Below are 22,992 nucleotides of genomic sequence, written 5' to 3'. Positions count from 1 at the left end.
CGTGGGTGATGACCGCTGACGAGAACCGGCTGTTCCTCGACGGGTGCCAGCAATGACCCGCTCGATGATGAACCCACGTACGTACCCAGCGGGGTAGCGCACAGAGTGAGTACGAGCCGGTTGGTCAGGGCCGCCGGGTTGGTCCGGCCGGAGAGGGAGTACCCGCGATCATGAGTGCGCCGGGCTGGGGTGGCGCGTCCGCGGTCGAAGTGCTGACGCGATGCGGATCTGCTGACGAGTCGTGGGTGAGCGCTTCTGCTCATACTCCTACGCGGGCCGTCAGGCGGTGAGTTCGAGTTCGGTGAGCGTTGCGAGACGGCGGAGGGAGCGTTCGTCGGATTGGGCGAAGGCCCGTGTGTGCTGGTCGATGATGCAGAGGGTGCCGACGATCCATCCATCGGGGCCTCGGAGCGGGTATCCGGCGTAGAAACGGATGAAGGGTTCGCCCAGGACCAGTGGACTCCACTTGAACTGGTCATCTCGGAACGTGTCACGAACGATGAGTGGGCTTGAGTTCTTGATGGTGGTGTTGCAGAAGGAACGGGTCCGGGGCATGTTCTGCTCCACCGGACCGATGACCGACTTCAGGAATTGTCGCTTGTCGTCGATGAGAGTGATGATCGCCGTGCTGACGTGAAAGCGCCGCTGGGCATTATGGGTGATGCGGTCGAAACGTTCTTCGGACGCTGTGTCGAGAAGATTCGTACGGTCGACAGCCTCGAGGCGTGCTTGTTCCTTCTCGGCATCGGACAGGAGGAAGGCCCCTGCAGCTCCGAGAGCGCGTCGTGATGTTTCGGAAGACCCGTCGGCGGCGTCGTGCGCTGCGTGGGGGACCGGCGGGGTCGATGATGTATCGCGGCTCAGATCGTTCACGGTGTCGGCGAGGAGGTCGCTTTCGCGAGACGGCAGATCAACCAGCCCCGTCAGGTAGCCATCAATGGTTTCGAGTGATGCAGTCCCGCCGCGGGCGCGGTAGGAGGCGGCGATGTCGTCCATCTCCAGTGCTGCAGTGGCCATGACCTGGATCATCAGGGCCCACTGAGGGCGTCCGCGCATGGCCGCTGCCTCCACCTTGCTTCCTTGTGCCTTTCCTTCTGTTACCCGCATTCGCTGCCGGTGACACCGAACCTCCTCATTAAACCAGCACCTCAATCCACCACGTGCACACAGCAGCACCTCTGTTGTCGCCCGATTGATTCAGCTGTTTCCAGCGGCGCAAGCCCTGCCCCGCGGTCGGTGTGGCTAGTGGACGGGGAACAGCGAGACGGATTACATTCAGGGCGAAGGGGTTCAATCCTCTTGTTCTCAGGTTGCGACATGGCCGTGTCGCTGGAACGCGTACGTCATGTTCTGGTACGGCTGAGGAGTGCCCTGGGTTCCGGTCTCTCTCAGGAAGCCCCACAATCTCTTCCACCGTGTCTTCTCCCGACAGCGGTCTGACCGTCGAGCCGCCTGATGCGAACCTGCCCGTAAGCGCTGCTCCGGGTGTCCCTTTCGATGCCGGCAGGGTCCCGCCGGATCTTGTCGCTGTCCTTGTTGCTGTGGGGTCGAAGAATCCGGAGGCTTTCCAACTCCTGTACGAGCAGTGCGCCCGCCGGGTCTATGGCGTGGTGCGGAAGACCCTTCAGAACCCGGAGAGCTGCGCGGAGGTGACGCAGGAAGTGTTCCTCATGGTGTGGGAACAGGGCGATCGGTACCGGCCGGAGCTGGGCCACCCGGTGTCATGGCTGATGACCCTTGCGCATCGGCGTGCAGTGGACCGGCTACGGGCGGAGACTTCCCGAAGGGAACGGGATGACAGATGGGGACGGCGGCACTGGTGTGCCGGGGTCGACGACGTCACGGAAGCAGTCCTGGGACGTCAGGATGCCGCGGATGTGCGGGCAGCCATGGCTGTGCTGTCACCGCTGCAGCATCAGGCCATCTCCCTGGCCTACTTCTCCCACCTGACCTACAACGAGGTGGCCGAGCATCTCGGGATACCCGCTCCTACCGTGAAGACGCGGATACGGGACGGGATGAAGAAACTCAGGGCGGCAATCGAGGCACAGCACGGAGCCGACGCGCGCTAGGACCCCGATGCTCCAGAGGTGTTCGAGCCACGTCGGGCCAGCGGTCACCGCCTCGGGACAGACTGCTTGCCGTCAGGCCGAGCAGCGCTCCTGCAGCTGTCGGGCCTTGCGCACCACACTGATCAGTGACTCGTCGCCCTGCCTGAAGCTCTCGACGGCGTCACGGAGCTCGGTGAGTTGGCCGGCCAGCTCCGGCGGGGCTGTTCGGGCAATCTCGTCGATCTCGATCAGCAGTCCCAGCGGGTCTGTGCCTAGCTGTTCGGGTGCTGTGCGCACCATCTTGAGGATGCGAGCGCAGGCGTCGTCGACCGTGGTCACGGTCCCATCGGTGGCCGACTCACCGGAGGGTGCCGAACTCATCGGTGATTCTGCAGCAGGCTGCCCGGCATCCGGTTGTGGACCGGCGAAGGAGCAACCGGTGAGGACCAGCAGCAGTGCAGTGGTGGACAGGGCACGGGCCATGCTGGATCGGGGAGCACGCAGTGTCGGCACGACGACTTTCCTGTTCGGGTCGGGTAACGCGGTCAACGCATCACGAGCGTTTCATCCTACTGTCACACTGCGGAATCACAGGGAGGTCGGACCTTCCTCGATGGCCGTTGCCACTGGACTGATGACACACGCGCTCATCGGACGATCGAGCTCACCGCCTTTCCTCGACCCCATCGCGGAGGACCACGGCCTCGCCCATCACGAGCACCCACAACAGGTCGTGGGCCTGGATCGGGTCGGGGACCGAGCCGGAGATTTCACGAGGAGTGGTCGGCCCGGACCGGTGTGTCGGCACCGAGAGTGTCGGTGTAGACACGCCGGTCCTGCGTCAGGTGAGGGAAGTGACCTCGTAGGTGTGGCCGGCGGCGCGTAGTCGCTCCACCAGGACGTCGCCGAGTGCGGTCGCGGGGGTGAGTGATCCGGCGGCAGCCGGCAGGCTGTCGCCGTCGAGGGCCAGCGAGAGCGCTGTCTCCCCGGCCATGACGGCGGTGGCGGCGTACCCGGGGTCGCCCGGTCCGGCTGCGACGGCCCGGTACCGCCGGCCGGTCCCCGTCGATGCGTCCACCTGGGAGCGGAACCAGCCCGCACGCCGCGCGGCCTCGCTCGGGCCCGTACCCGGCGCAGGCAGCACCCGGTTCAGCACCTGCCGTGTCGGAGGGAAGGCCATCACGGCTCCGAAGGCACGCAGGCCGGCGGCTGTCGCCCCGGCGCCGACGGCGCCCGCAGGTCCGCGCCCCAGGCCCATCACCTCGCCGTACCGCAGGGACCTGCCGTAGGCCCAGCCCTGCAGGGCGTTGCTGCGACGGACGATTCGGGTGTTCGACGACGCCATGATGAAGGGCGCGGTGTACAGGCCGTCCTCCGAACGGCCGATCCAGCCCAGGTCGGTCGGCTGCCGTGTCGAGGGCTCCGCCGCTCGGTCCGGGCTGAGAGAGTAGGGATCCGCTGCGAGCGATCGCAACACCGGGTCCGATCGCACGCCGTCGAGCTGTCCGCGCATCGACTCGATCGTGCCTCCGCTGATGCCGCCCTTGGCCGTCGCCACGAGCTGGACCTCGGTCAGCCCGCCGGCACCATCGGCCTGCGCGGCCCTGTGCAGGAGCAGCACCGCCAGATCCGAGGGGACGGAGTCGTAGCCGCACGCGTGGACGATCCGCGCACCGGTGGTCTTCGCCAAGGCGTCGAAGCGGTCGATGGCGTCGCGGACGAAGGACACCTCGCCTGTGAGATCGCCATAATGCGTACCGGCCCGGGCGCACGCCTCGACGACCGGCAGTCCGAACCGTGCGTAGGGACCAACCGTTGTGAAGAGCACCTTCGTGCCCGCGGCCAGCGCGGCGAGGGAATCGGGGTGCTCCGTGTCGGCCTCGATGATGGACCAGTGACGTGCCGCGACGGGCAGTCTCGACCGCACCGCCTCGAGCTTCTCCCTCGACCTGCCCGCGAGTCCCACACGCAGGTCCGCCGGAGCATGATCCGCGAGGTAGTCGGCTATCAGTTCACCCACGAAGCCGGTGGCGCCGAAGAGGACGAGGTCGTGATCGCGCGATGAGGTCTTCACGCCAGCAGTCTTCCATAGCAGCGATCGGACCGACGCAGTGAGGCGCTGCCTCTCGTGCAGTTGGGGTTCCTCCTGGAACCGAGCCGAGATCTCGGATCACTGCCTGCTCGCGAGGGCCGATGCTTCCAGCGGTCATCTATCCGTTGGTGCACGGACGGGTACGCCCCCCGCAACAGCACCCAGCCCCCGATCTGCGCGGTGTCGCGGTCCTTCTGGGGCTTCCGCCACACGGACGGGCCAAGTCGGTATGCCGCCGATGCGTCTGTTGCTCTTGACAACAGATCGGAGGCGGAAGCACCATGGAGCCGTTAAGGAAAGCGCTTTCCATGGTGGGGGGATCAAAGATTTCTCCACCAGCACACATCAAGGGAGATGAGTATGGTTTCGTTCATCCATCCACGAATGCCACGGCGGGCACTGGGAGCCGCGGCAGTTGCCGCCGTCGCTGCCGCGACGCTCGTGGTGACGCCGGCCGCGGGGGCGCCGGACAACACACCGAGCCGCCAGGTGGAATACCTCGACCGCGCCCCGGTCGCCGTCACGACCGAGGGCGGAGTCTACGTGGGCTGGCGCATGCTCGGCCTCGACGCGGAGTCGATCGGTTTCCATGTCTACCGCGACGGCGTCCGTATCACTGAGACCCCGATTACGGGCAGTACCAACATGCTCGACGCGGAAGGAACCGGTGATTCGGTCTATCGCGTGACGGCGCTGATCGATCAGCATGAGGTGACTGTAAGTGACGAGTTCACGCCGTGGGGTGATCAGTCCCTGGACATCCCGCTCCAGCGACCAGCAGGCGGCACGACTCCCACGGGTGAGGCCTATGAATACGAAGCCAACGATGCATCCGTAGGTGACCTCGATGGCGACGGGGAGTACGAGGTCGTCCTCAAGTGGAACCCGACGAACGCGAAGGACAACTCACGTACCGGCTATACCGGCAACGTGTACCTCGACGCCTACAAGCTCGACGGCACCCGGCTGTGGCAGATCGACCTCGGCCGGAACATCCGCGCTGGAGCGCACTACACACAGTTCCAGGTGTTCGATTACGACAGTGACGGCCGAGCAGAAGTCGCCATGAAGACCGCGGATGCCACGGTCGATGGTGCCGGCACGGTCATCGGCGACGCGGCGGCGGACTACCGCAATACGAGCGGCCGTATCCTGACCGGACCCGAGTACCTGACCGTCTTCGAAGGCATGACAGGTGCGGCACTGGACACTATCGACTATGTACCGGGGCGCGGAGAGCTTGCATCATGGGGTGACACCAGCGGCAACCGGATGGACCGCTTCCTCGCCGGCACCGCCTATCTCGACGGCGAGAAGCCCAGCATGATCTTCAGCCGCGGGTACTACGCAAAGACCACTATCGCCGCATTCGACTTCGTCGATGGTGAGATCGAAGAGCGCTGGCTATTCGACTCCACCACGTCTGGCAACCAGTTCGCCGGGCAGGGCAACCACAATCTCTCGATCGCGGACGTCGACGCCGACGGCGCTGACGAGATCGTCTTCGGATCGATGACCATCGACAGTGACGGCACCCCGCTATACACCACCGGCCTCGGTCACGGCGACGCGATGCACGTCACCGACCACATCCCCTCCCGTGAAGGGCTCGAGGTCTACTCGGTGCACGAGAGCATGCCGAGCAGCGGACAGCGTGCAGCGACGATGCGCGACGCGGCGACCGGTGAGATCCTCTGGTCGATACCCGGTACCCGTGACACCGGCCGTGGCGCCGCGGGCGATATCGACCCGACCCATGAAGGCAATGAGGCGTGGGCAATCGGAGGCACCTACAAGTTCTACTCGAAGGTCGGATCGCTCCGCGCGGCAGACGGCACTGACCTCGGCACGAGCATCCCCGCAGCCAACTTCCTCACCTGGTGGGACGGGGACCTGCTGCGCGAGATAACCGACCACGACTACACCGACCCGGCTGAGCTTGCCACCGGCGCGACGCCCACCATCTCGAAGTGGAACTGGGAGTCGAGCACCGAGGACCGCCTGCTCACACTTGACGGCACCCTCACCGGCAACGGCACCAAGGGCAACCCGGCTCTTCAGGCCGACCTGTTCGGTGACTGGCGCGAGGAGCTCGTCTATCGCAGCGCGGACCATTCGTCCTTGAAGATCTTCACCACCACCGATCTCACCGAGCACCGGATCCGCACCCTGATGCACGACCCGGTGTACCGGCTGGGCGTTGCGTGGCAGAACACCGCCTACAACCAGCCCCCTCACACGAGCTTCTTCCTCGGCGAGGGAATGACGACGCCGCCCGCGCCGAGCATCGCCTACGTGAACGCCCCGGCGCCCGACAAGACAGCACCGCTGGTCACCGGGCTCAAGGACACCAAAGTAGGTGCCAAGCGTGGCCTCACGGTCGACGTGAGAGGAGAAGATGCTGAGTCGGGTATCCGCTCACTCACCGTCACCTTCAACGGACAAGAGCTCGCCGGGATCGATGGCCGCTACGAGCTGCCCATCGAAGGCCTCAAAGGCAGCTTCGAACTGACTGCCACCGCGGTCAACCACGCCGGTATCGAAACCACCACCACGGCCGAGATCACCGTGCGACCGGGCAACGGCAAACCTCAGTAGCGCGATCAGGAGAACTGAACGGAAATATCGCAGGTGCGGGCGGCGGGGCCGATGCCCCGCCGCCCGCATCTGCTCTTCCCAGTGGCGAGACACGCTTCAGAGACAGGGGCCTTCCCGTCATTCGACCACAAGACCTGACCTGCACCACACTCCTCGGCCTGCGTCGCTGCACAGTCCCGGCCCGCTCGGGCGCGACCGCGGTATACGTCGAGCACCTCGGTCTAGACTCACAAGCATGACCCTGGGAAGGAACGGACAACCACGATCACGATCGGGCCATGCGGATTGCCAGCGGCCACTGACCCTGGGCGTCCTGCTGGTAGCGCACCGTGTCTGAAGAGACTATCGGCCTGGCCGTCCTACTTCTCACCCTCATCCTTCTGCCTGCTGTGTGCGTCTTCGTGACCCGTCAAGCAGCCGAAGGCCTCATCAGCCGGAACGCCAGTGCCGGGATCAGGACCAGGTACACCCAAGCCTCCGATGAAGCATGGATCGCAGGGCACACCGCAGCTCTTCCTGTCGTGAGGAGGATGTGGGTGGCCGGTGTCGCCGGGATCCTGATAGCAGTGAGTGCTCACTTCCTGGCCGGCGGCCCGGCCGGACCCGTTACCGCCTTCGTGGCGCTTGTCATACAAACCGTGATCCTTTCCCGGTCTGCTGCAGCTGCCAATCGGGTCGCGCGCACGACGACCGGATAGCCGGCGATGGCCGAACGCGGGAAGCCTTTCGGCTCAGTGGTTGCAGGTCTAGGGACAGGCGTCGGCCTGGCCGTTGCGGGCTGGTCAGCGATAGGTCCGGATCATCCTGTCTTCGCCGTCGTCGCACAGGCCGGCTTCCTCCTCATGGCTCTGCTGGTGGGACCCGCGCTGGTCGACGTCGGACGGTCCCGCTATCGGGTCAGGGATACTGAACCACGGGTTTACGCGCTGGTCGGCGCTGAGGCGGTCCGTCGCCTCCTAGACTCCGTGGGCTGGAACCGAATCATCAGCCGGATGCGACATTCGGAGAGCGGATCCTCCATGGTGTCCCGGTTTCTCAGGGGAACCGAGCAGTCAGAGACCGCTCATCTCCTCGGTGCTGTTGCAACAGCACTACTGGCGGTTCTTGCAGCGGCCACGGGACATGCCCAAGGATCTGCTCAGATACTGCTCACTGGACTCGTGCTGCACGGCTATCCGGTCATGATCCAGCGGATGGTGCGACTCAAGATCGTCAGCCGACAAACCCGTACGTCGCCGAAGCCGTATTGATAGGGACCCCTGAACCAACGATGAAGTTCTTGATATGGGGGGCATAGGCGGCCGATCATCCGTCAGCGGTCGGCGACACTGTGAGCTATTTCGAGTCAGGCGGGCTTTTCGAGGGATGTCGGCGGGTTCCGCCTCTCGTAGCAGGCACTTCAGAACGTGATCGAGGGGCGTCGATGATTACTGGCGGCTGTTCAGGTCTTGAATCTGTTGCTTCTCCTCCGCGGTGAGGTCTGAGACGGCAAGGATGTCCTGCAGCACAGCGGACCTGCCGGCGATGTACCGGTGTATGCCCATGCCGGGATCATCAGCCAGGTGTTGTCTTACAGCGCCTCGATGGTGATGCCGGCGCCGTATCGGTCAGTCATCGGGCCAGACTACGGTTTGCGCCTGCTGACCTGGCGGTTTCAATTGCGTACGGCGGAGTACAACAGCATGTCACGTCGCCGGCCGGCGATCTCCTGGTAGGAGCGGAGCAGTCCCTCGCGGAGGTACCCGGCCCGCTCCGCTGTCCTGATGGAGGCAGTGTTCCAGGGCTCTATGTAGAGCTCTGCCCGATGCAGTCCGGGGATCGTCCAGGCGAAAGAGGTGACAGCGCGCAACGCATCGGCTGCAAGATGTCGGCCCCGGCAGGACGGGGCGATTCCGTAGCCGATCGTCGCGCGGCCGGCCGGCAGTTCGCGCACCCACAGGCCGGTGAATCCTGCGCAGCGTCCTTCGGTGTGGTCGACGATTGCGAAGGAGAATCCCGTGCCGGCTGTGTGCCGGGTCTGCTGACGATGGATCCATTGCTGTGCCTGGTCATCTGCCGCATTGAGGGGAAGAGTCCCCATCGCGGGGACGTAGGGATCCCTGGAGAGTTCCATGGCCATGGGGGCGTCCTCCGGGCGGAACGCCCGCAGCGTGACGTTCCCGAAGGCCGGGTCGACGGCAGGCCACAGATCGGTGAGCTCGGGCAGATCCATCCTCCGAGTCTGCCAGCTTGGCACCACCAGCACTGATGGGCGGAGCGACAGCTTGGGGGCATGCACCTAACGGTGCCCTTGCTGTCGAGTTGATTAGCGGCCCTTTCGGGCTCGTGCTTGAATGGGGAGGTTTGGGTAAGGCATCGGGTCGGGAGGCAAACAGGTGAGTGTCTCCCGTGCTGCCGTCGTCGTGACGGCGCTGACGGCGGTCTCCACGATCTTCGGTTTCGTCCGGGACGTGGTGATAGCAGCCGTATACGGAGCCGGCCCATCACTGGATGCCTATCTGGTGGCGCAGGGCCTGATGAACGTGGTTCTGGGTCTGGTGGCGTATGCGATGGCACGCTCGGTCACTCCCGTGATCGCGCGCGAAGTCGCGGCTGAAGGATCAACCTGCGCGAGTCATCGAAGTTTCGACACGGCCATCACCGTCACCATGGTGGTTCTCGGTCTGGGTGCCATCGTGGTGGGGGTGTGCGCGGGTCCGGTGACAGCCCTCCTCGCGCCCGGGTTCGAGGGCGAGCAGGCCGATCTCGCCGTCCTGTTGACCCGTATCGTGCTGCTCGCCACCGTCCTGATCGCGGGCACGGATCTCCTTGCCGCCGTCGCGCAGGCTCATGGAAAAGTTGTCTGGTCCTCCCTGCAGGGTGTCCCGTTCAACATCATCATGATCGGTGCTGCAGGCCTGTTCGGCCCCCGCTTCGGCATCGAGGCCCTCGCTGTCGGTTTCGTCATCGGATCCGCGGCGCGGTTGCTCCTGCAGCTTCCCCCCCTCCGGTCGCTGGGTCTGCGGGTGCGACCGCGCTGGGACGTCCGGGATCGAGGCTTCGGTGAGATCGCTCGGCTCATGCCACCGCTGCTCGTCGGCAGTGCGATCAGCAATGTGAACTCGCTCGTCGACCGGGCTGTCGGCTCCACACTGGGCGACGGCGCGATCACTGCCCTGTCCTACGGGTGGCGCCTGGTGAACCTGCCGGAGACCTTGCTGATCGCATCCCTCCTTGTTCCGCTGTACCCGGCGCTCGGGGCAGCGGCCGGCAACCTCCCGGAGATCAGGCGGCTGGTGAACCGGGGCCTGTCGGTCACGGTCACGATCCTGGTGCCGTTGACGCTTGTCCTGATGGTGGCGGCGTTCCCACTCTCCTTCGTCGCGTACGGTCGTGGAGAGTTCACCGTCGAGGACGCCCGGGCGACCGCCGTAGCGGTCCTCTGGTACGCGCCTGCCCTGGTGGCGATGGGCGTGAGGCAAGTCATGGTCAGCACCTCCTATGCGCTGGGGGATTCCAAAGCGCCGGTGGTCGTGTCCCTGATCGCGATGGTCATCAACGTCGCCGGCGATATCTCCCTCGCGCCCGTGATGGGAGTGGCCGGCATCGCGCTGGCGACCAGCGCCTCATTGGGCTTCGCAGCGATCGCCAACGGATGGCTGTTGGCGCGCCGGCATCAGGCACTGGCTGTGGGGGAGGGGATGAGGCTGATAGGACGAAGCACGGCGATCAGTATCGTCGCCGTCGTCGCCGGCCTCACCGCCCTGCGTCTCAGCGAAGGTACACCAGCACTGCTGCAGGGCGGACTGACCGGACTCGTCGTCCTCGCTGCCTACGTCGCTGGTCTGGTGCTGATGCGGGCCCCGGAACGCCGCGTACCGTTGGACATGCTCAAGGCCGCCCGGCGACGTCGAGCCTGAGAGCGACCCATCCGCGCTTCTCCGAACCTCCGCACAACCAGATCGGGAAGGGCGATCGCCCCGCAACAGGGTGCACGCTGACTGTGTCAGGTTCCGATGAGATCGGACCACAGAAGCCAGGAGCTAGGACCGGCGGAAGCGCCCCAGCGTCAGCACCACCGAGGGGCGGATGTCCTGCGGGTCCCAGATACTGTGGCGGGCGCGGGCAGACCATTGCAGGGTGTCGACGAGGTCCCGGAGGAGACCGCCGCGTCGTTCTATCCGTGCGCGTCGCAGATCCCCGGCGACCCAGGAGTACCGGGCGCCGATACGCGCGTCTCCCAGATCGGGGCTCTTCGATCCCAGAACGGACTCGGCCCAGGCTGCAACGAGTCCGGGACGTGCCGATTCGGCGAGGGCGAGAGACCCGAAGAAACGCCCGTTGAAATCGATCAGGTGGGGGACACCGTCATCGCCGGTGAGGAACTGCAGTTCCACCAGGCCGTGCCACCCCAGTTCCAGGAGCATCGATTCGACCTTCGTGACCAGGTCCTCGTTCACGGGCACCGTGTAGGCGCGGGCCGATGCCCCGTTCGGGGTCGGCCATAGGCGGGTCGAAACCTGCTGTGTCCGCCCATGCAACCGACCGTCGTGGAAGACCCCGATCAGTGCCCCGAGGCTGCCATTGACGGGTCGCTGCAGGATCGGCTCTGCTCCGGCTGCCCGGATTCGGAGGACCTGCGGTCGGGCGGTAGCAGCGTTGGTGAAGAGCTTGGCTTCGATGCGCAAGGGATGGGTCTGATTCGGCGCCCAGTGCTCCTTGCACTTGATGACCAGCGGCCCCGACCATGCAGCCAACGCTTGATCGGTCGCCAGCTCCGTGTGCGGAGACGCCAGTCCGGCCTTCTCGGCGAACTGTGCAAGCCTGACCTTGTCCAACACTGTTTCGACGACGTCATAGTCTGGATGGGCTACAGGAACGGGGATCTGCGAGCGGTACGCGGCCAGGGCCGCCATCCAGTCATCTCCACCACCGAACACAAGGTCGAAGCCGCCCGAGCCCGCAGCGCGACGGACCCCCTCAACAAAAGGCATTCCGTCATTGCGAGGCCGTGGAACACGGTAGGTCACATCGCACGAGCTCGAGGAACCAAGGATACCGCCGCCATCAGGAGTTCCTACGCCCACGTACCAGCCAGACCTCTTGAAAGCTCGGGCCGCGGCGAGGGCCCCTCGATCACGTCCCGTGGACACGATCAGCACTCGCGGGGTCGGTACCGGAAGCGACGACGATGCCGGGCCGGAGAAGGGGCTCGGTGGATTGTGCATGGTGAAACCTCGGCAATGAACTCGGTTGGCGACCTCCCCAGACGGCCACCACGGCGCAGGCACAATCAGCACCTCGTACCACTACGCTAACGAGCGAACACGAGAGGCGAATGAGCGACACGACGTGAAAGACGATCCTGTCGCTGCAACGCCGGTGACCTCGGTCACTGATAACGTCACCGCTGGTCCTCCTTGAAGAAGTCCGCGTGAGGGCCACCTGAGAGTTGGTCGAGGGCTATGTGCGGCTTCTGTGCTTGCCATGGCTGCGAGGGTAAGGGCGTCATGATCGCCTGTCTGGAGGTACGCGCATGACCGATCAGCGGTTCCCGAAGAACCTGTTCCGCGCCGGTGAGGATCCGGATCCGCGATTCACATTGGCCAACGAGCGCACATTCCTCGCCTGGATCCGTACCGCGTTGGCGTTGATCGCCGGAGGTGTGGCTCTTGAAGTCTTCGGACTGAGCCTGCATCCCGGGTTCCGCCTGACGGCGTCCTTCCTGCTCATCGGGGCAGGGGTCCTGGCGCCCGTTCAGGCGTGGTTCGGCTGGCTCAGTACGGAGCGGTCGCTGCGGCATCAGCGTTCCCTCCCGAGCTCGATCTCGGGGCTGGTCATCGCCGTCCTCGTCTGCGCCGCCGGTATCTGTGTCATCCTCGGCATCGTGCTTGCGTGAGCGGTGACCGGGAGCTGTTCGACGTCGGCCTGCAGCCCGAACGAACAGCGTTGGCCTGGAGGCGCACTGCGCTGTCCGTTGCTCTAGGATCTCTTGTCGCCTTCAGGTTGCTGCCAGAACTACTCGGCAACCCCTCCTGGTCGGTTACAGGTTTCGTCGGCGTCCTGTGTGCGGCACTGATCTGGGCCGTCTCCGAATGGCGCTACCGCGCGTTCTACCACCATCATGTATCGCGGCCTCACACCCCGTTCGGTGCATGGCCACTCCTGCTGCTCGCGGCAGGGAACTTCCTGCTCGGCCTCGGTGCCACAGTCCTCGCCCTCGCCCTCGTTCTCCCCTGACTACCAGGAGACCCGCGTCCTGTCACCAGCACCAGAAGCACCCGGCGACCGCGACCCGCAAGCCTTCCTGTTGCACATACGCGGCTGAAGCGCTGACGTCGATGTCCTCGAGATACTTTCTCCTCGATCTTTCCGACCCCAGCGGCTAGCTTTCCGACAGATCAGGGTATCGGGATTCGTGAACACTACCTTCATCCTGTCGCCTGCCTACTAGAGGTCTCCGTCAAGCTCGAGCCAAAGCTGTCGGAAACGGCGAGTCGTTGGTGCACGCACTCCTGCCGGCGACACATCTTGACGACGATTGCCACTTCTGACTCTCGCCCCCGACAGTATCGTTTTGGCCTTGAATGAGCAGCGTCATTCACGCAGCTCAGCACCGACCCGGACCGGACCGAAAGGCCACTGCTCATGAGCTCTACCACTTCGCAACCAGCTCCACGACAAGCGATCGTCCGTCCACCCACCATGGCGGACCCCTGGGGAGGTCCGCTGGGACGCGCAGCTCACAAGGCGATCCAGGTGCTCGTCCTGCTGGCCCTGTTCACCGTGGTGGTCTACGCCCTGGTCCAGGTCCGCCTGGTCGTCATCCCGCTGCTGCTGGCGCTGATCCTGGCGTCGGCGATAGGACCCTTCGTGTCCTGGCTGCGGCGTAAGGGTTGGTCGAGTTCCCTGGCGACAGGGGTGTCCTTCGCCCTTCTGCTCTCGCTCATCGGTGGCTTCCTGACAGGGGTCGTGTTCGCCGTCATCGGACAGACCGACACCCTCGTCAGCAGCGCCGGACAGGGCGTGAACCAGCTCATCGATTTCGTGCAGGACGGGCCCATCCCCGTGAATGACGGGCAACTGAACGCCCTCCGGGAAGCTGCCGCAGATTTCGTCACCAGCAGCACCGCCGGCACCACCGCGCTGGCCGGGCTCAGTGCGGCCACGAATTTCATCACCGGGTTGCTGCTGCTGGTGGTCATCCTGTTCTTCTTCCTCAAGGACGGCGAGAAGATCTGGGCGTTCGTCCTTCGGGCCTTCAAGGGAACCCGCCTGGTCAAGGCGCGGAAAGTCGGAGACCAGAGCGTAGCGGTGCTCGGCGGGTACGTCCGCGGAACAGCGATCGTCGCAGCTGTCGACGCATTCTTCATCGGCCTCGCCCTGGTCATCCTCGGAGTACCGCTAGCCCTGCCGCTGGCTGCGATCGTATTCATCGGAGCGTTCATCCCGCTGGTCGGCGCGACACTGGCCGGAGCCCTCGCCACCGTCGTCGCCCTGGTCACCAACGGACCCGTGACCGCCCTGATCGTCCTGGGTGTCGTCGTCCTCGTCAATCAGCTCGAGGGGAACTTCCTGCAGCCCGTCGTCATGGGCCACACCCTCAACGTCCACCCTCTGGTCATCCTGGTCGCGCTCACCGCAGGTACCGTCCTCGCCGGCATCATCGGCGCCGTTCTCTCCGTCCCCCTCACCGCCGTCGCCTGGGCAGGCATCAAAGCGTGGAACGCTGAGCGAGACGAGGACATCACCGATCACCAAATCATTCGAGCCGAAGCCCACACCCTCATGGACGAGCAAGGCCACGGACCCAGCAACACCCCCGATCCTCGCGATACAGCGGATAGCCCGGACAACGTGGACGGCGCGGATGCTCAGCGCCCCGCGGGAGATCACGTGAAGGAGTACGACGAGGCCCACGCCCACTCCTCCCTACTGGAAGAACGGACCCCTGTTGCCTCACGGCAGGACGCGCTACAGGACGCGCCACCCGACCCTCATCCCGCTACCGGATCCACTCCTGGTTGGACAAACGATTCAGGCGACGACCCTGACTTCGGAGCCACCAGCACCAAGGAATGGTGACATCGGCAGATCCTATGGCGGCCCTCAAGGAGGCCTAGCATCACGGGCTGGAGTAGTCAGCCCTGGCCGGGCTCTGGATGGCCCGCGAAGATCGTTACTGGTAGGTGATGAGCCACGGCTTGGGGTCGATGACTGAGTACGTCTGTTCGGGTGTCAGCATCGGCTGGTCCTCATCGTAGAAGTTCTTCCATGAGGGCCAAGCCCCTGCCGGGGACACGGTTTGCAGCGCCGACCAGGTGTCGAGTTTCTGCTCCGGAGTCCCATGCCCGTCAGCGTGCAGCGTCACAGCTACTTCGGTGCGTGAGAGGTCGAGGGCCGCGCGGTCACTGATCATATCGATGCGGAACTGGTGAATCATGAGGAGCTTCTGGGGTAGGTGCCGGTCCCGCGTTAGGTCGGCAAGCCAAGTGGTGGTTGCATTGACCTCCGTGGTGCTGACGGTGCCGATCTGCTGAAGAGGCTGCTGGCCGGGGAGCAACCGCCATTCCGGATCCAGTGCGAGCCCGACGGACGGTCGGGCAAGAAGCTCTTCGTACATCTTGGCCTGGGACAGGAAATCGGACCGCCCCGACTGCAGGTCCAGCACGACGTACACGCCCTGTTCCTCGGCGGCGTCGACCCAGGGCCGAAGGACCTCGATGGACGTCGCGCTCGAATAGTCGCCGTCGAGGCCGGGCTCCGCGCTGGCGACCGTGGCAATCAGGTCAAGGGCGGGAACAACGGGCTCGTCGCTGAACGGCTGGTACTGGGCGGCGAGATCCTTGACGCGGGCGATCGTCTCGTCGATGCCCTGCTCACCCAGCGCTCCGAGGGCAGGGCCGCTGGGGTGCCCGTAGAGGGCCACCATCCGACGGCCGGGAAATGCTGTCTGGCCACCGCCCGCTAATTGGGGTGCTGTTGCCGCAACACGAACCCGCTGGGCGAAGGTATCCCGGGAGCCGAACGAATCACCGATCGCGAATACCGCATGGCCGGCGTTGGACCGGATGGCATCGATCGCCCTGCTGGTCGATCGTGGGTCCGCGTCGGCGACCATCTCGACATCAGCGCCTGCAGCCCGTGCCGTGGCCAGCGGTGCTACAGCAGAGGAATGAGTCACCAGAATCAGGGCGTCCGTTGCTCGGCCCGCAGGTGTGAAGCGTGGGACCTTCTCTGTCGTGGCGGATTCCACCAGTGCCGAGTGGGCGGGGGCCGTGGGCGTGGGGCGGGCGGTTGCAGCCGGTCCGCCCTGCTGCGGTGCGGGAGCTGCTCCGTGACGGGGTTGCAGGGTGATCAGGCGTGGCTCGCTCGCATCAAGCTCACTCACTGCGGCGGCGACGTCCGTCTCCGGAACAGAAACCGGGGTGACCGACAGGTTCAGGACGGCAGCGAAATCGGTCTCCCCGGTCGGACCGATGACGAGGGCTCGCTGCCCGGCCAGGGCAGTCCAGTCCGCCGTCGCATCACCATACCCGACGACCGTCTCAGCCTTGAGGCGGTCGAGTTCAGCCATAGCCTCTGAGGCATCTGACCCTCCCGGCCCTACGACCAGCAGGGGAACGCGCAGACCTACCGCAGCACTGACAGCCGTTATGAGAGCGGCGTCCGCGACATCAGGAACAGTCTCCGCCTGACGGACGAACACCACGACGGCAGGACTGGTGTCGAACAGCGCGCGGCTCATCTCGAGGGAGGTCTGCCCGCCGGTGCCCGCCAGAACCTCGCGCGTGCCGGCCGCGGGGTCCGCAAGCACCACCGAGGGATCGGCGTCCGCCGCCGATTCACTGACGGTCGGCATGGGTGACTGACCCGATGTGCAACCGGTCATGACAAGGACTATCGCCACAGCAAGGGGGACACTGCTACGTGGAATACGGCGGAAGATCGGATCCTGCTTTCACCAAGGGCTCCCACGACTCTAACCCGGCCCCTTCGGCCGACTCGTGGCAGGCACACGACGACGGCGCCGCTACCCTCGAGCCCGTCCGTTGCAGGGTGGAGTTGCGGGCACTGACAAAGCGAACTGGCCCTTCCCTGTGAGGTGTCCTGCCTGCAGCACCTTCAGCTCTGAGGCTCAATAGACTTGAGGTATGCACCATCCCTCGCCGGCTGTCAGGCATGGCGGAAGTCTTGTGCTTTTCGTAGTGGTGGCCGCCTGCGCTGCTGTGGCGCAGCTTGGGGTCGGATATCTCTCCCTGATCAGCGGCCTTGCCGCCCCGCCCTGGGCTGTAGCTTTGTTTCTTGGGTGGTGGGCGGTCATGACCTACATCGGCGTCAGGTTGATGCTGTATCGCTCCTACTGGCTCCTTCTTGTGCCCGCGGTGTCGCTCGCCACGTTGTTCAGTGCGATGGTGATCGGCGGCGCAGTCCTCGGCTGGAGGGCCTGAGCACCATTTGGAGTAAGACCGCCCCGAAGACTGAAGAGCCCCGGGAGAGGATCCTTCGGCGGGACGGGCCCAAGAATGACCGGTCGATCACAGGAAGGGTCTGGTCCGATACTCCTGATACTGCGAGCGTCGCCAGTGTCGACGGAGGCCCTCCCACTCGCGTGGACGTGCTTCGTGAGGCTCCAGTTCTGATAGGCGTCTGCTGGCACGGATGCCGGGCGCAGTACTCGGAGGTGCACCTTCCGTAGCGTTACGTGGTCCGGTGGACTTGCATTCGCCCTCCGAAGGAAGGCCCGCTCATGTCGTCGTCCTTCATTCCGCCGCGTCGGTCAGCATCGGTGATGCGGCGTCGCTCGTCGGCATTACACCGCGCGCGATCCGTCGCCACCACGAGATCGGCTTGCTTCCCGAGCCCGAGCGAGGCAGCGATGATCGCCGCCGCTGCGGTTCTGACGAGATGATCCGGTTGCTGTGGATCCGCACGATGACCGACGCCGGGATCGCCTTGGACGACACGTGACGCCTCCGCTGCCACGGCCGGTGCCGGTACCGGTGCTTGCAGCGACAACGATGTCACGGGCGTTCTCGGACGGTTGGCAACAGCCTTCATGGGCCGGGAAGCAGGATTGCAGCGGCAGCGCACTGCCGTGCAGCGTATGCGTACCCGGGGTAGCGTTCAGCTAGAGGTGCTTGAGGTAGCGCTCAGGCGAGGTGAGGAAGGCCTGCCAGCTTGTGACGAGGTCGAGATCTTCCCACTGTCGATCACGTAGGCCCCAGCTGCCGACTTCGAGGATCTGCGCATTCGGCAGGGCAGCCAGGAGCGGTGAGTGCGTCGAGAGGATCACTTGAGACTTCCCCGACGCGACGAGTTCTTTCAGTACGCCGAGCAACGCCAGGCAACCCGAGAAGGACAGCGCTGATTCCGGCTCGTCGAGGATCCAAAGACCCGATCCACGAAACCGATCGACCACGAGCTCGAGGAACGATTCACCGTGAGACATCTCGTGGAAGGAAACGTCCGGCCCGCTCGTGCTGGGGTTCGACTCGAGGTAGGTGTAGAAGCCGTGCATTGTCTCGGCGCGCAGGAAGTACCCACGTCGGGTGGTGCCGGCGTTTCGGACCAGCTGGAGGTGATCGGCGAGTACCGATTCTGTTGTCCGCGTCCTGTGTTGCGCTCCGGTCGAGCCTCCCTCGGGGGACAGCCCGTAGGCCAACGCGATCGCCTCGATGATGGTGGACTTACCGGACCCGTTCTCACCCACCAGGACGGTAGCCGGGCCGAGATCCAGTCCGCTATCGAGGATTGTAGCGACGGGTGCCAAGGTCGCCGGCCAGATCCGTCGATCAAGGGCGTTGGAGGGATGCTCGGTCAGTCTCCGGATCGGGAATCGCTCGAAGGCCATGCGGCCAGTGTGCCAGTCACGAAGCAGGACATGGCGTAACCCTGACATGCAGCGGTGTAGCGCACGGCGCGGGCCCGACGCGGCAAGAACCCAAGGACCGTAGCACGAGCGGACGCACTGCTCATCGGGGTCCACCGCGGTGGTATTCCCGGCTGAGTAGACCGACGAATGTCCCGCTGGCGTAGGCCAGAAGAGAGTTCTCGAGCTCACCCTGCCCATCGGTTGCGGTGAGCATGATCGCACACCAGGCCATGGCGGCGATGAGCCAGATCAGGCGGCGCCTCGTTACCTGATCATCTCGTCTGCTGACATCGGTGTAGAACCCCACCGCACAGCCGACGAGAAGCGAAGCAACGGTCACGAGAACCCCCATGGGACAGGCGCTGGCAGGCCTTTGTGCATCGACCCTACGAGGCGATGCAGAGACATCGTCACCGAGCGCATCAGCTACAGCAGAGCAGACGATCCGATGCCGTCCGGAACAGGTATCGAAGGCACAAGGTGTAGAGCTCGGTTGATCCTATCGATGGGGATCTCCGCCTGCCAGACCCTTCACAACCTGGGTGCCGAAGCTCTTCGCTGCGATCACCGTGCTGGGAACTACCGATTCGGCCTGTGGCCGCGAGGTCGATCGCGTCAAGGCCTACCGCATAGCTGAAGCCAACTACTCCCGCTTTTGGACCTGTCCCGCCGCAGTGGAGCACGAGTCGACCCTTCAAGACGGGTTCAGCGTGAACTAGATGGACTTCTCCGGCCAAGACGCGTCGTCGAACGATCAGCTGTTCGCCGCGCAGGTGCCAACCGGCAAATGGAACGACGACGAGGGTGATCACCCGGTTCGGTGAGCGCCCGCTACAGCTGGCGCTGCCCTGGCATGTCCGGAGTGCTCCGTGATCAGAGCGGGACTAGGCTCTGGTCAGCGAGCGACTGACAGCGAACATGGGGGTTGCAATGGCTCTTGGTGGACCGGAAGTTTTCATCATCCTGCTGGTATGGCTTGTCGTAATAGCTGCTATGGGTCTTGTGCTGTACCTGATCATCCGGCTGGGTGTGAAGCACGGCATGCGGTCCTATTACGCCGGCGCTTCGCGGACTCCTGGCCCCGATCCGCAGTCCGGGTCCCGATGATCGACTACCCGAGCATGATCACCAGGCACACCGCAGCTGCGGCTGGTGTCATCGGATGTTCAGCTCTTCTGCTGGCCGGCTGCGCCAGTGCTCCGTCCTTCTCCGAGGATGAGAAGCAGCAGATGAGGGACAGCGCCAGCGGATACCAGCAGGCGGTCCTGGAAGACCTGGTCGTGACCGAGGCCGAGTATCGCGACGCAGTTGATGCGACACGCGGCTGCCTCCAGGACAAAGGCTTCGGCGTCGGACCACTTGTTGAACAGAACGGCAACCAGCTCGGCTTCCAGTCCTCCTACAGTGGCGATGGACCGCCTTCCGATCAGATCATGCAGGCCTGCGACGACGAGTTCATGACCGGGATCGGCCCGATCTGGGTGTCGCAGCGCATGCCGTTGACCAGCTGACGCCACGACACTTCAGTGACCAGAACCGAACGAATCATCGTCGCGCCGGCGTTCGCCGGTGCCCTGGTGAACCTCCTCTTCCGGGGCATGGGCCTGCTTTCCTACGTCTGCCTGGTCGTCGTTCTCGTTGTCGGCGGCAGCTCCACCCTGCGCTGTTCCATGCAGCGTCAGTCGGCTTGTGATAGCACGTGATCATCCGCCGGTTGGGCGGAAGACGTGAACCGGCAACGATCTGGAGTGAAGGATGCGCCTGACACGCAGCCGTGACTGGTCTCCCGTTGAACAAGGGGCCGCCGTCGTCCTGATTGCGCTCCTGTCCGCAGGGCTCTGGTTCGGGTGGTTCGGCTGGGATACCGAGTACCAGTCCGATCCGGACACCGGCAGGATGACCGGCCCGTACGAGATATGGCAGGGCGTGGCTGCCCTGCTGTGCGGCATCGTGGTAGTGGGACTTGCCTATCGCCTTCTGCACTTCGTTGTTGCCGTGGTGGTACTTTCGGCCTCTTTCACGCTCGCCTGGATCAGCACGGCTTCTGCAATGGATGCAAGCGGCCTCTGGGCGGTAGGGGCAGTACTTCTCGCCTTCGGCGCGACCTTCGGCTCAGCCGCCATGCTCGGTATGGCTGCAGCAGTCGAGACCATCGGCAAAAGAGAGAAGAATCGCGGGCAGCCTCACGAAAGCCTCTTCCCAAGGCCATGAAGACTCTGGTCTTCCCACGACGGTGAAGGTGCACGGTGGTGCGACGTACACGATGGTCAAGCGTTCAGAGCCTGATACTGGGCCGCGTTCCTACTATTGGCTGGGTGACAACGGCCAGGAGATCGAGCTCACCGAGAAAGAAGCCGGATTCGCCGATCGTGATCAGCAACCTGATGCTGACGGGGGAGGAGCAGATGCGGACCTGCAGGGCGCGCGTGGAGGGGTTGTATGCTCACGGCATGAGCAGACTCGTGGTGTCGGTCCTCACATCGCTCGACGGCTACTTCCAAGGCCCTGGCGGTGATCTGACAGTGATGCCCTTCGAGGACGCGTTCAACACACATAATCTCGAGCTGCTGAGTACTGCGGGCACCCTCGTGTACGGGCGTACGTGGTTCTTGGAGAACTGGGATTTCTGGTCGAAGGTTGCGGCAGATTCGTCTGCGGACGAGCGCGAACACGGCATTGCGCGCTTCGTCACCACGCTGCCCTCGATTCTCATCAGCGACTCCATGGTGCCGGATCCGGACGCTCCATGGGCGCGGACTACCCGGATCGTCCCCAGAACCGCGGCGCCGGCAGAGCTCACCCGACTCAAGGAAAAAGGCGATGGCGACGTGCTGATGTTCGGCAGTGCAACGACGTGGAATCCACTGCTCGAGCTAGGGCTGGTCGACGAGCTGATCGTTCTAGTCGGCGCCGCTCTACTCGGAACGGGAAACAAGCTTTATGCGGGCTCCCGTGGCGGCCTACGGTTGGTCGACGCAACCATTCTGCCGGGGTCGGAGCTCGTGAAGCTCCGCTACCTTACTACCGGCTAGTGGTCCTCCCTTTCGTCACGTCGTTCGGTTCTCGCTCACAGCTGCGTGCCGATGAGGGTGAACCATCGCGCGGCTCCATCCGACGAGCAGGTATCCCGATGGCCGGGTCATGTCAGCCTGAAGTGGTTGTACGACCGGATCGTAGGGCCGCTTTGCGCGGCCAAATGGTGTAGCTGAACGCCCATATGACCTCGATCGCGATGGCGATCCCGAGTAGGTGAATCCATCCGGAGAGTGCGGCCGTGCGGTCGGAGTCGTCCACGGACCATGTGATGAGCGCAATGATTCCCGCTGCGATGAGAGCTGCACCCAGGGTCCTCCCGACGTCACTCCAGCAGCGCCGGGTGTACTGCCACCCGGTCAGTCTCTGCGGAGCCGGCCCGCCTGCGAATCGATGGGCGAAACGGATGTCCGCCCAGCTGATCATCCGGTGCCCATACGCCAGGGAGAATCCGATGTAGATAGCCGCCAGTCCGTGGTGCCAGGACGCGGTCGCCCCGGAGGCCAGATGCATCGTGACCGTTACCAGAAGCACGACGTCGATCAGTGGAGCGCACAGGAGCAGCAGCGCGCTGACGGTCTTCAGCTGGAAGACATACCGGGCGACCAGCCCGGCGACGATGGCAATCCAGAACCCGACCTCGCAGGCGATGATGAGGCTTAGGATCACGCCTTCCTCCTGGTTGATGCAAGGAGGATGAAGCCAACCGCCGCACCCCAGAGGGTGAGAGTGTCAAAGGCGATCCGTTCCGTGAATCCCACGCCGAGCATCAGTGCGGGGCCGCCGCTGATCGCGTCGACGAACAGGGCGAATCCGATGATGGAAACGAGAACGCTCATGCCCGTCAGCAGGGCTGCTCGTCCAACATCAGTGTTCCTGCGCAGCGCGAAGACAAGGAGGATCATGCCAATCCATTGCATGGCCGCCTGAGCGAGGGCCGCCGTGTCATGAGCCTCCGGGTGAACGTCCCAGGGCAGAAACCCGACCAGCATTACCAGCAGGCCGCCGCTTGCGAGGAAGGCCATCGCAACCTTGCCTGTCCGCGCTCGCGGCCAAGCCGACCACAGCAGGACAGCGCCGAGTGCGAGGCACGCGCCGTTCACGATCGTCGAACCGTTGGCCAGGACGTGCCCCGGTGAGCAGATGTAGCGCTCCACCCGCGTACCGGCGTCGAACGTCCCGCATTCCGTCACACCGAGGTCGCTGATGAAGTTCGAACCCCAGGAGTAACCCTGAGGCCAGAGCATCGCTGCAAGGGCCTGCGCGGGAAGGGTCAGCATGCCGAGGATCCACAGCGTGGCACCCCATCGAAGTCGCGTCATGGCGCAACCATACAATACGATTGTATTGTTCAGATGGCGGTA

At 64.5% G+C, this 22,992-nt stretch carries 24 protein-coding genes; 14 read left to right on the top strand and 10 right to left on the bottom strand.

From position 1 onward, the window contains the following. Positions 1 to 279: 279 nt before the first annotated feature. Positions 280 to 1,071, bottom strand: coding sequence for a GAF domain-containing protein (locus ACX80N_RS10240; RefSeq protein WP_459339314.1), 792 nt, complete (start codon positions 1,069 to 1,071; stop codon positions 280 to 282). A gap of 167 nt (positions 1,072 to 1,238) precedes the next feature. Here ACX80N_RS10240 and ACX80N_RS10235 point away from each other — a divergent pair, with 167 nt between their 5' ends. Further along, positions 1,239 to 2,072, top strand: coding sequence for a sigma-70 family RNA polymerase sigma factor (locus ACX80N_RS10235; protein ID WP_459339313.1), 834 nt, complete (start codon positions 1,239 to 1,241; stop codon positions 2,070 to 2,072). 72 nt (positions 2,073 to 2,144) lie between these two features. On the opposite strand, the gene ACX80N_RS10230 is transcribed toward ACX80N_RS10235, so the two are convergent. Further along, on the bottom strand, positions 2,145 to 2,432 hold the full coding sequence (locus ACX80N_RS10230; protein WP_459339312.1) for a hypothetical protein: 288 nt from the start codon (positions 2,430 to 2,432) through the stop codon (positions 2,145 to 2,147). Between the two features lie 460 nt (positions 2,433 to 2,892). Continuing rightward, entirely contained in the window at positions 2,893 to 4,125 is a 1,233-nt protein-coding gene (locus ACX80N_RS10225) for a saccharopine dehydrogenase family protein (protein ID WP_459339311.1), read from the bottom strand. A gap of 372 nt (positions 4,126 to 4,497) precedes the next feature. On the opposite strand from ACX80N_RS10225, the gene ACX80N_RS10220 reads away from it, so the two are divergent. The 3 genes from ACX80N_RS10220 (at position 4,498) to ACX80N_RS10210 (ending at position 7,991) form a co-directional block, all read left to right on the top strand. After that, positions 4,498 to 6,741, top strand: a complete 2,244-nt coding sequence (locus ACX80N_RS10220; RefSeq protein WP_459339310.1) for a rhamnogalacturonan lyase — start codon at positions 4,498 to 4,500, stop codon at positions 6,739 to 6,741. A gap of 329 nt (positions 6,742 to 7,070) precedes the next feature. After that, positions 7,071 to 7,439, top strand: coding sequence for an SdpI family protein (locus ACX80N_RS10215; protein WP_459339309.1), 369 nt, complete (start codon positions 7,071 to 7,073; stop codon positions 7,437 to 7,439). 6 nt (positions 7,440 to 7,445) lie between these two features. Then, on the top strand, positions 7,446 to 7,991 hold the full coding sequence (locus ACX80N_RS10210) for a glycosyl-4,4'-diaponeurosporenoate acyltransferase CrtO family protein (RefSeq protein ID WP_459339308.1): 546 nt from the start codon (positions 7,446 to 7,448) through the stop codon (positions 7,989 to 7,991). A 404-nt stretch (positions 7,992 to 8,395) separates the two neighbouring features. Here ACX80N_RS10210 and ACX80N_RS10205 read toward each other — a convergent pair whose 3' ends face one another. Further along, positions 8,396 to 8,953 (bottom strand): GNAT family N-acetyltransferase, encoded by a 558-nt coding sequence (locus ACX80N_RS10205; protein ID WP_459339307.1) that lies wholly within the window; start codon positions 8,951 to 8,953, stop codon positions 8,396 to 8,398. Positions 8,954 to 9,116: 163 nt separating this feature from the next. Here ACX80N_RS10205 and murJ point away from each other — a divergent pair, with 163 nt between their 5' ends. Then, positions 9,117 to 10,640: a murein biosynthesis integral membrane protein MurJ gene (gene murJ, locus ACX80N_RS10200; RefSeq protein WP_459339306.1), complete on the top strand. Its 1,524-nt coding sequence runs from the start codon at positions 9,117 to 9,119 to the stop codon at positions 10,638 to 10,640. A 123-nt stretch (positions 10,641 to 10,763) separates the two neighbouring features. Here the strand turns inward: murJ and ACX80N_RS10195 are convergent, their stop codons facing one another. Then, entirely contained in the window at positions 10,764 to 11,714 is a 951-nt protein-coding gene (locus ACX80N_RS10195) for an ATP-grasp domain-containing protein (protein WP_459339305.1), read from the bottom strand. 542 nt (positions 11,715 to 12,256) lie between these two features. Between ACX80N_RS10195 and ACX80N_RS10190 the strand changes: the two genes are divergently transcribed. From ACX80N_RS10190 to ACX80N_RS10180, 3 genes are all read left to right on the top strand, one after another. Continuing rightward, positions 12,257 to 12,619 carry a YidH family protein gene (locus tag ACX80N_RS10190; protein ID WP_105030759.1) on the top strand — a complete coding sequence of 121 codons (363 nt, stop codon included), beginning with the start codon at positions 12,257 to 12,259 and terminating at the stop codon, positions 12,617 to 12,619. Next, complete coding sequence (locus ACX80N_RS10185) at positions 12,616 to 12,960, top strand: DUF202 domain-containing protein (RefSeq protein ID WP_459339304.1); 345 nt, start codon at positions 12,616 to 12,618, stop codon at positions 12,958 to 12,960. The genes ACX80N_RS10190 and ACX80N_RS10185 overlap by 4 nt, the downstream gene beginning before the upstream one ends. Before the next feature lie 408 nt (positions 12,961 to 13,368). Next, a complete protein-coding gene (locus ACX80N_RS10180) occupies positions 13,369 to 14,805 on the top strand; it encodes an AI-2E family transporter (RefSeq protein WP_459339303.1) in 1,437 nt (478 codons plus the stop codon). Between the two features lie 94 nt (positions 14,806 to 14,899). Here the strand turns inward: ACX80N_RS10180 and ACX80N_RS10175 are convergent, their stop codons facing one another. Next, complete coding sequence (locus ACX80N_RS10175) at positions 14,900 to 16,582, bottom strand: hypothetical protein (protein WP_459339302.1); 1,683 nt, start codon at positions 16,580 to 16,582, stop codon at positions 14,900 to 14,902. A gap of 292 nt (positions 16,583 to 16,874) precedes the next feature. Here ACX80N_RS10175 and ACX80N_RS10170 point away from each other — a divergent pair, with 292 nt between their 5' ends. Both ACX80N_RS10170 and ACX80N_RS10165 read left to right on the top strand, forming a co-directional pair. Next, entirely contained in the window at positions 16,875 to 17,171 is a 297-nt protein-coding gene (locus ACX80N_RS10170) for a hypothetical protein (protein WP_459339301.1), read from the top strand. Between the two features lie 262 nt (positions 17,172 to 17,433). After that, the gene (locus ACX80N_RS10165) at positions 17,434 to 17,691 is read left to right on the top strand and encodes a MerR family transcriptional regulator (protein ID WP_459339300.1); all 258 of its coding nucleotides are present in this window, start codon (positions 17,434 to 17,436) and stop codon (positions 17,689 to 17,691) included. A gap of 160 nt (positions 17,692 to 17,851) precedes the next feature. On the opposite strand, the gene ACX80N_RS10160 is transcribed toward ACX80N_RS10165, so the two are convergent. Then, the gene (locus ACX80N_RS10160; protein ID WP_459339299.1) at positions 17,852 to 18,574 is read right to left on the bottom strand and encodes an AAA family ATPase; all 723 of its coding nucleotides are present in this window, start codon (positions 18,572 to 18,574) and stop codon (positions 17,852 to 17,854) included. Positions 18,575 to 18,695: 121 nt separating this feature from the next. Then, entirely contained in the window at positions 18,696 to 18,935 is a 240-nt protein-coding gene (locus tag ACX80N_RS10155) for a hypothetical protein (protein ID WP_459339298.1), read from the bottom strand. A 781-nt stretch (positions 18,936 to 19,716) separates the two neighbouring features. Between ACX80N_RS10155 and ACX80N_RS10150 the strand changes: the two genes are divergently transcribed. From ACX80N_RS10150 to ACX80N_RS10135, 4 genes are all read left to right on the top strand, one after another. Further along, the gene (locus ACX80N_RS10150; protein WP_459339297.1) at positions 19,717 to 20,106 is read left to right on the top strand and encodes a hypothetical protein; all 390 of its coding nucleotides are present in this window, start codon (positions 19,717 to 19,719) and stop codon (positions 20,104 to 20,106) included. 15 nt (positions 20,107 to 20,121) lie between these two features. Continuing rightward, entirely contained in the window at positions 20,122 to 20,298 is a 177-nt protein-coding gene (locus ACX80N_RS10145) for a hypothetical protein (RefSeq protein WP_157940148.1), read from the top strand. A 52-nt stretch (positions 20,299 to 20,350) separates the two neighbouring features. Next, positions 20,351 to 20,806, top strand: coding sequence for a hypothetical protein (locus ACX80N_RS10140; RefSeq protein WP_459339296.1), 456 nt, complete (start codon positions 20,351 to 20,353; stop codon positions 20,804 to 20,806). A 158-nt stretch (positions 20,807 to 20,964) separates the two neighbouring features. Continuing rightward, positions 20,965 to 21,627 carry a dihydrofolate reductase family protein gene (locus ACX80N_RS10135; protein ID WP_459339295.1) on the top strand — a complete coding sequence of 221 codons (663 nt, stop codon included), beginning with the start codon at positions 20,965 to 20,967 and terminating at the stop codon, positions 21,625 to 21,627. A 112-nt stretch (positions 21,628 to 21,739) separates the two neighbouring features. Here the strand turns inward: ACX80N_RS10135 and ACX80N_RS10130 are convergent, their stop codons facing one another. Then, on the bottom strand, positions 21,740 to 22,297 hold the full coding sequence (locus ACX80N_RS10130) for a hypothetical protein (RefSeq protein ID WP_459339294.1): 558 nt from the start codon (positions 22,295 to 22,297) through the stop codon (positions 21,740 to 21,742). Continuing rightward, a complete protein-coding gene (locus ACX80N_RS10125; RefSeq protein WP_157940146.1) occupies positions 22,294 to 22,908 on the bottom strand; it encodes a DUF998 domain-containing protein in 615 nt (204 codons plus the stop codon). The genes ACX80N_RS10130 and ACX80N_RS10125 overlap by 4 nt, the downstream gene beginning before the upstream one ends. Between the last annotated feature and the right edge of the window lie 84 nt (positions 22,909 to 22,992).

The organism is Arthrobacter sp. MDT2-16 (assembly GCF_054510925.1).
The sequence above is the reverse complement of the archived record's forward strand: the minus strand, read 5'-3'. Positions and strand labels throughout refer to the sequence as shown.

What these genes read in the sequence shown, in the direction of transcription:
- ACX80N_RS10195 (WP_459339305.1), bottom strand. Translation starts at nt 11,714, where the DNA reads ATGCCTTTTGTTGAGGGGGTCCGTCGCGCTGCGGGCTCGGGCGGCTTC.
- ACX80N_RS10160 (WP_459339299.1), bottom strand. Translation starts at nt 18,574, where the DNA reads ATGGCCTTCGAGCGATTCCCGATCCGGAGACTGACCGAGCATCCCTCC.
- ACX80N_RS10230 (WP_459339312.1), bottom strand. Translation starts at nt 2,432, where the DNA reads ATGAGTTCGGCACCCTCCGGTGAGTCGGCCACCGATGGGACCGTGACC.
- ACX80N_RS10210 (WP_459339308.1), top strand. Translation starts at nt 7,446, where the DNA reads ATGGCCGAACGCGGGAAGCCTTTCGGCTCAGTGGTTGCAGGTCTAGGG.
- ACX80N_RS10140 (WP_459339296.1), top strand. Translation starts at nt 20,351, where the DNA reads ATGCGCCTGACACGCAGCCGTGACTGGTCTCCCGTTGAACAAGGGGCC.
- ACX80N_RS10150 (WP_459339297.1), top strand. Translation starts at nt 19,717, where the DNA reads ATGATCACCAGGCACACCGCAGCTGCGGCTGGTGTCATCGGATGTTCA.
- ACX80N_RS10180 (WP_459339303.1), top strand. Translation starts at nt 13,369, where the DNA reads ATGAGCTCTACCACTTCGCAACCAGCTCCACGACAAGCGATCGTCCGT.
- ACX80N_RS10170 (WP_459339301.1), top strand. Translation starts at nt 16,875, where the DNA reads ATGCACCATCCCTCGCCGGCTGTCAGGCATGGCGGAAGTCTTGTGCTT.
- ACX80N_RS10205 (WP_459339307.1), bottom strand. Translation starts at nt 8,953, where the DNA reads ATGGATCTGCCCGAGCTCACCGATCTGTGGCCTGCCGTCGACCCGGCC.
- ACX80N_RS10220 (WP_459339310.1), top strand. Translation starts at nt 4,498, where the DNA reads ATGAGTATGGTTTCGTTCATCCATCCACGAATGCCACGGCGGGCACTG.
- ACX80N_RS10125 (WP_157940146.1), bottom strand. Translation starts at nt 22,908, where the DNA reads ATGCTGACCCTTCCCGCGCAGGCCCTTGCAGCGATGCTCTGGCCTCAG.
- ACX80N_RS10175 (WP_459339302.1), bottom strand. Translation starts at nt 16,582, where the DNA reads ATGCCGACCGTCAGTGAATCGGCGGCGGACGCCGATCCCTCGGTGGTG.
- ACX80N_RS10190 (WP_105030759.1), top strand. Translation starts at nt 12,257, where the DNA reads ATGACCGATCAGCGGTTCCCGAAGAACCTGTTCCGCGCCGGTGAGGAT.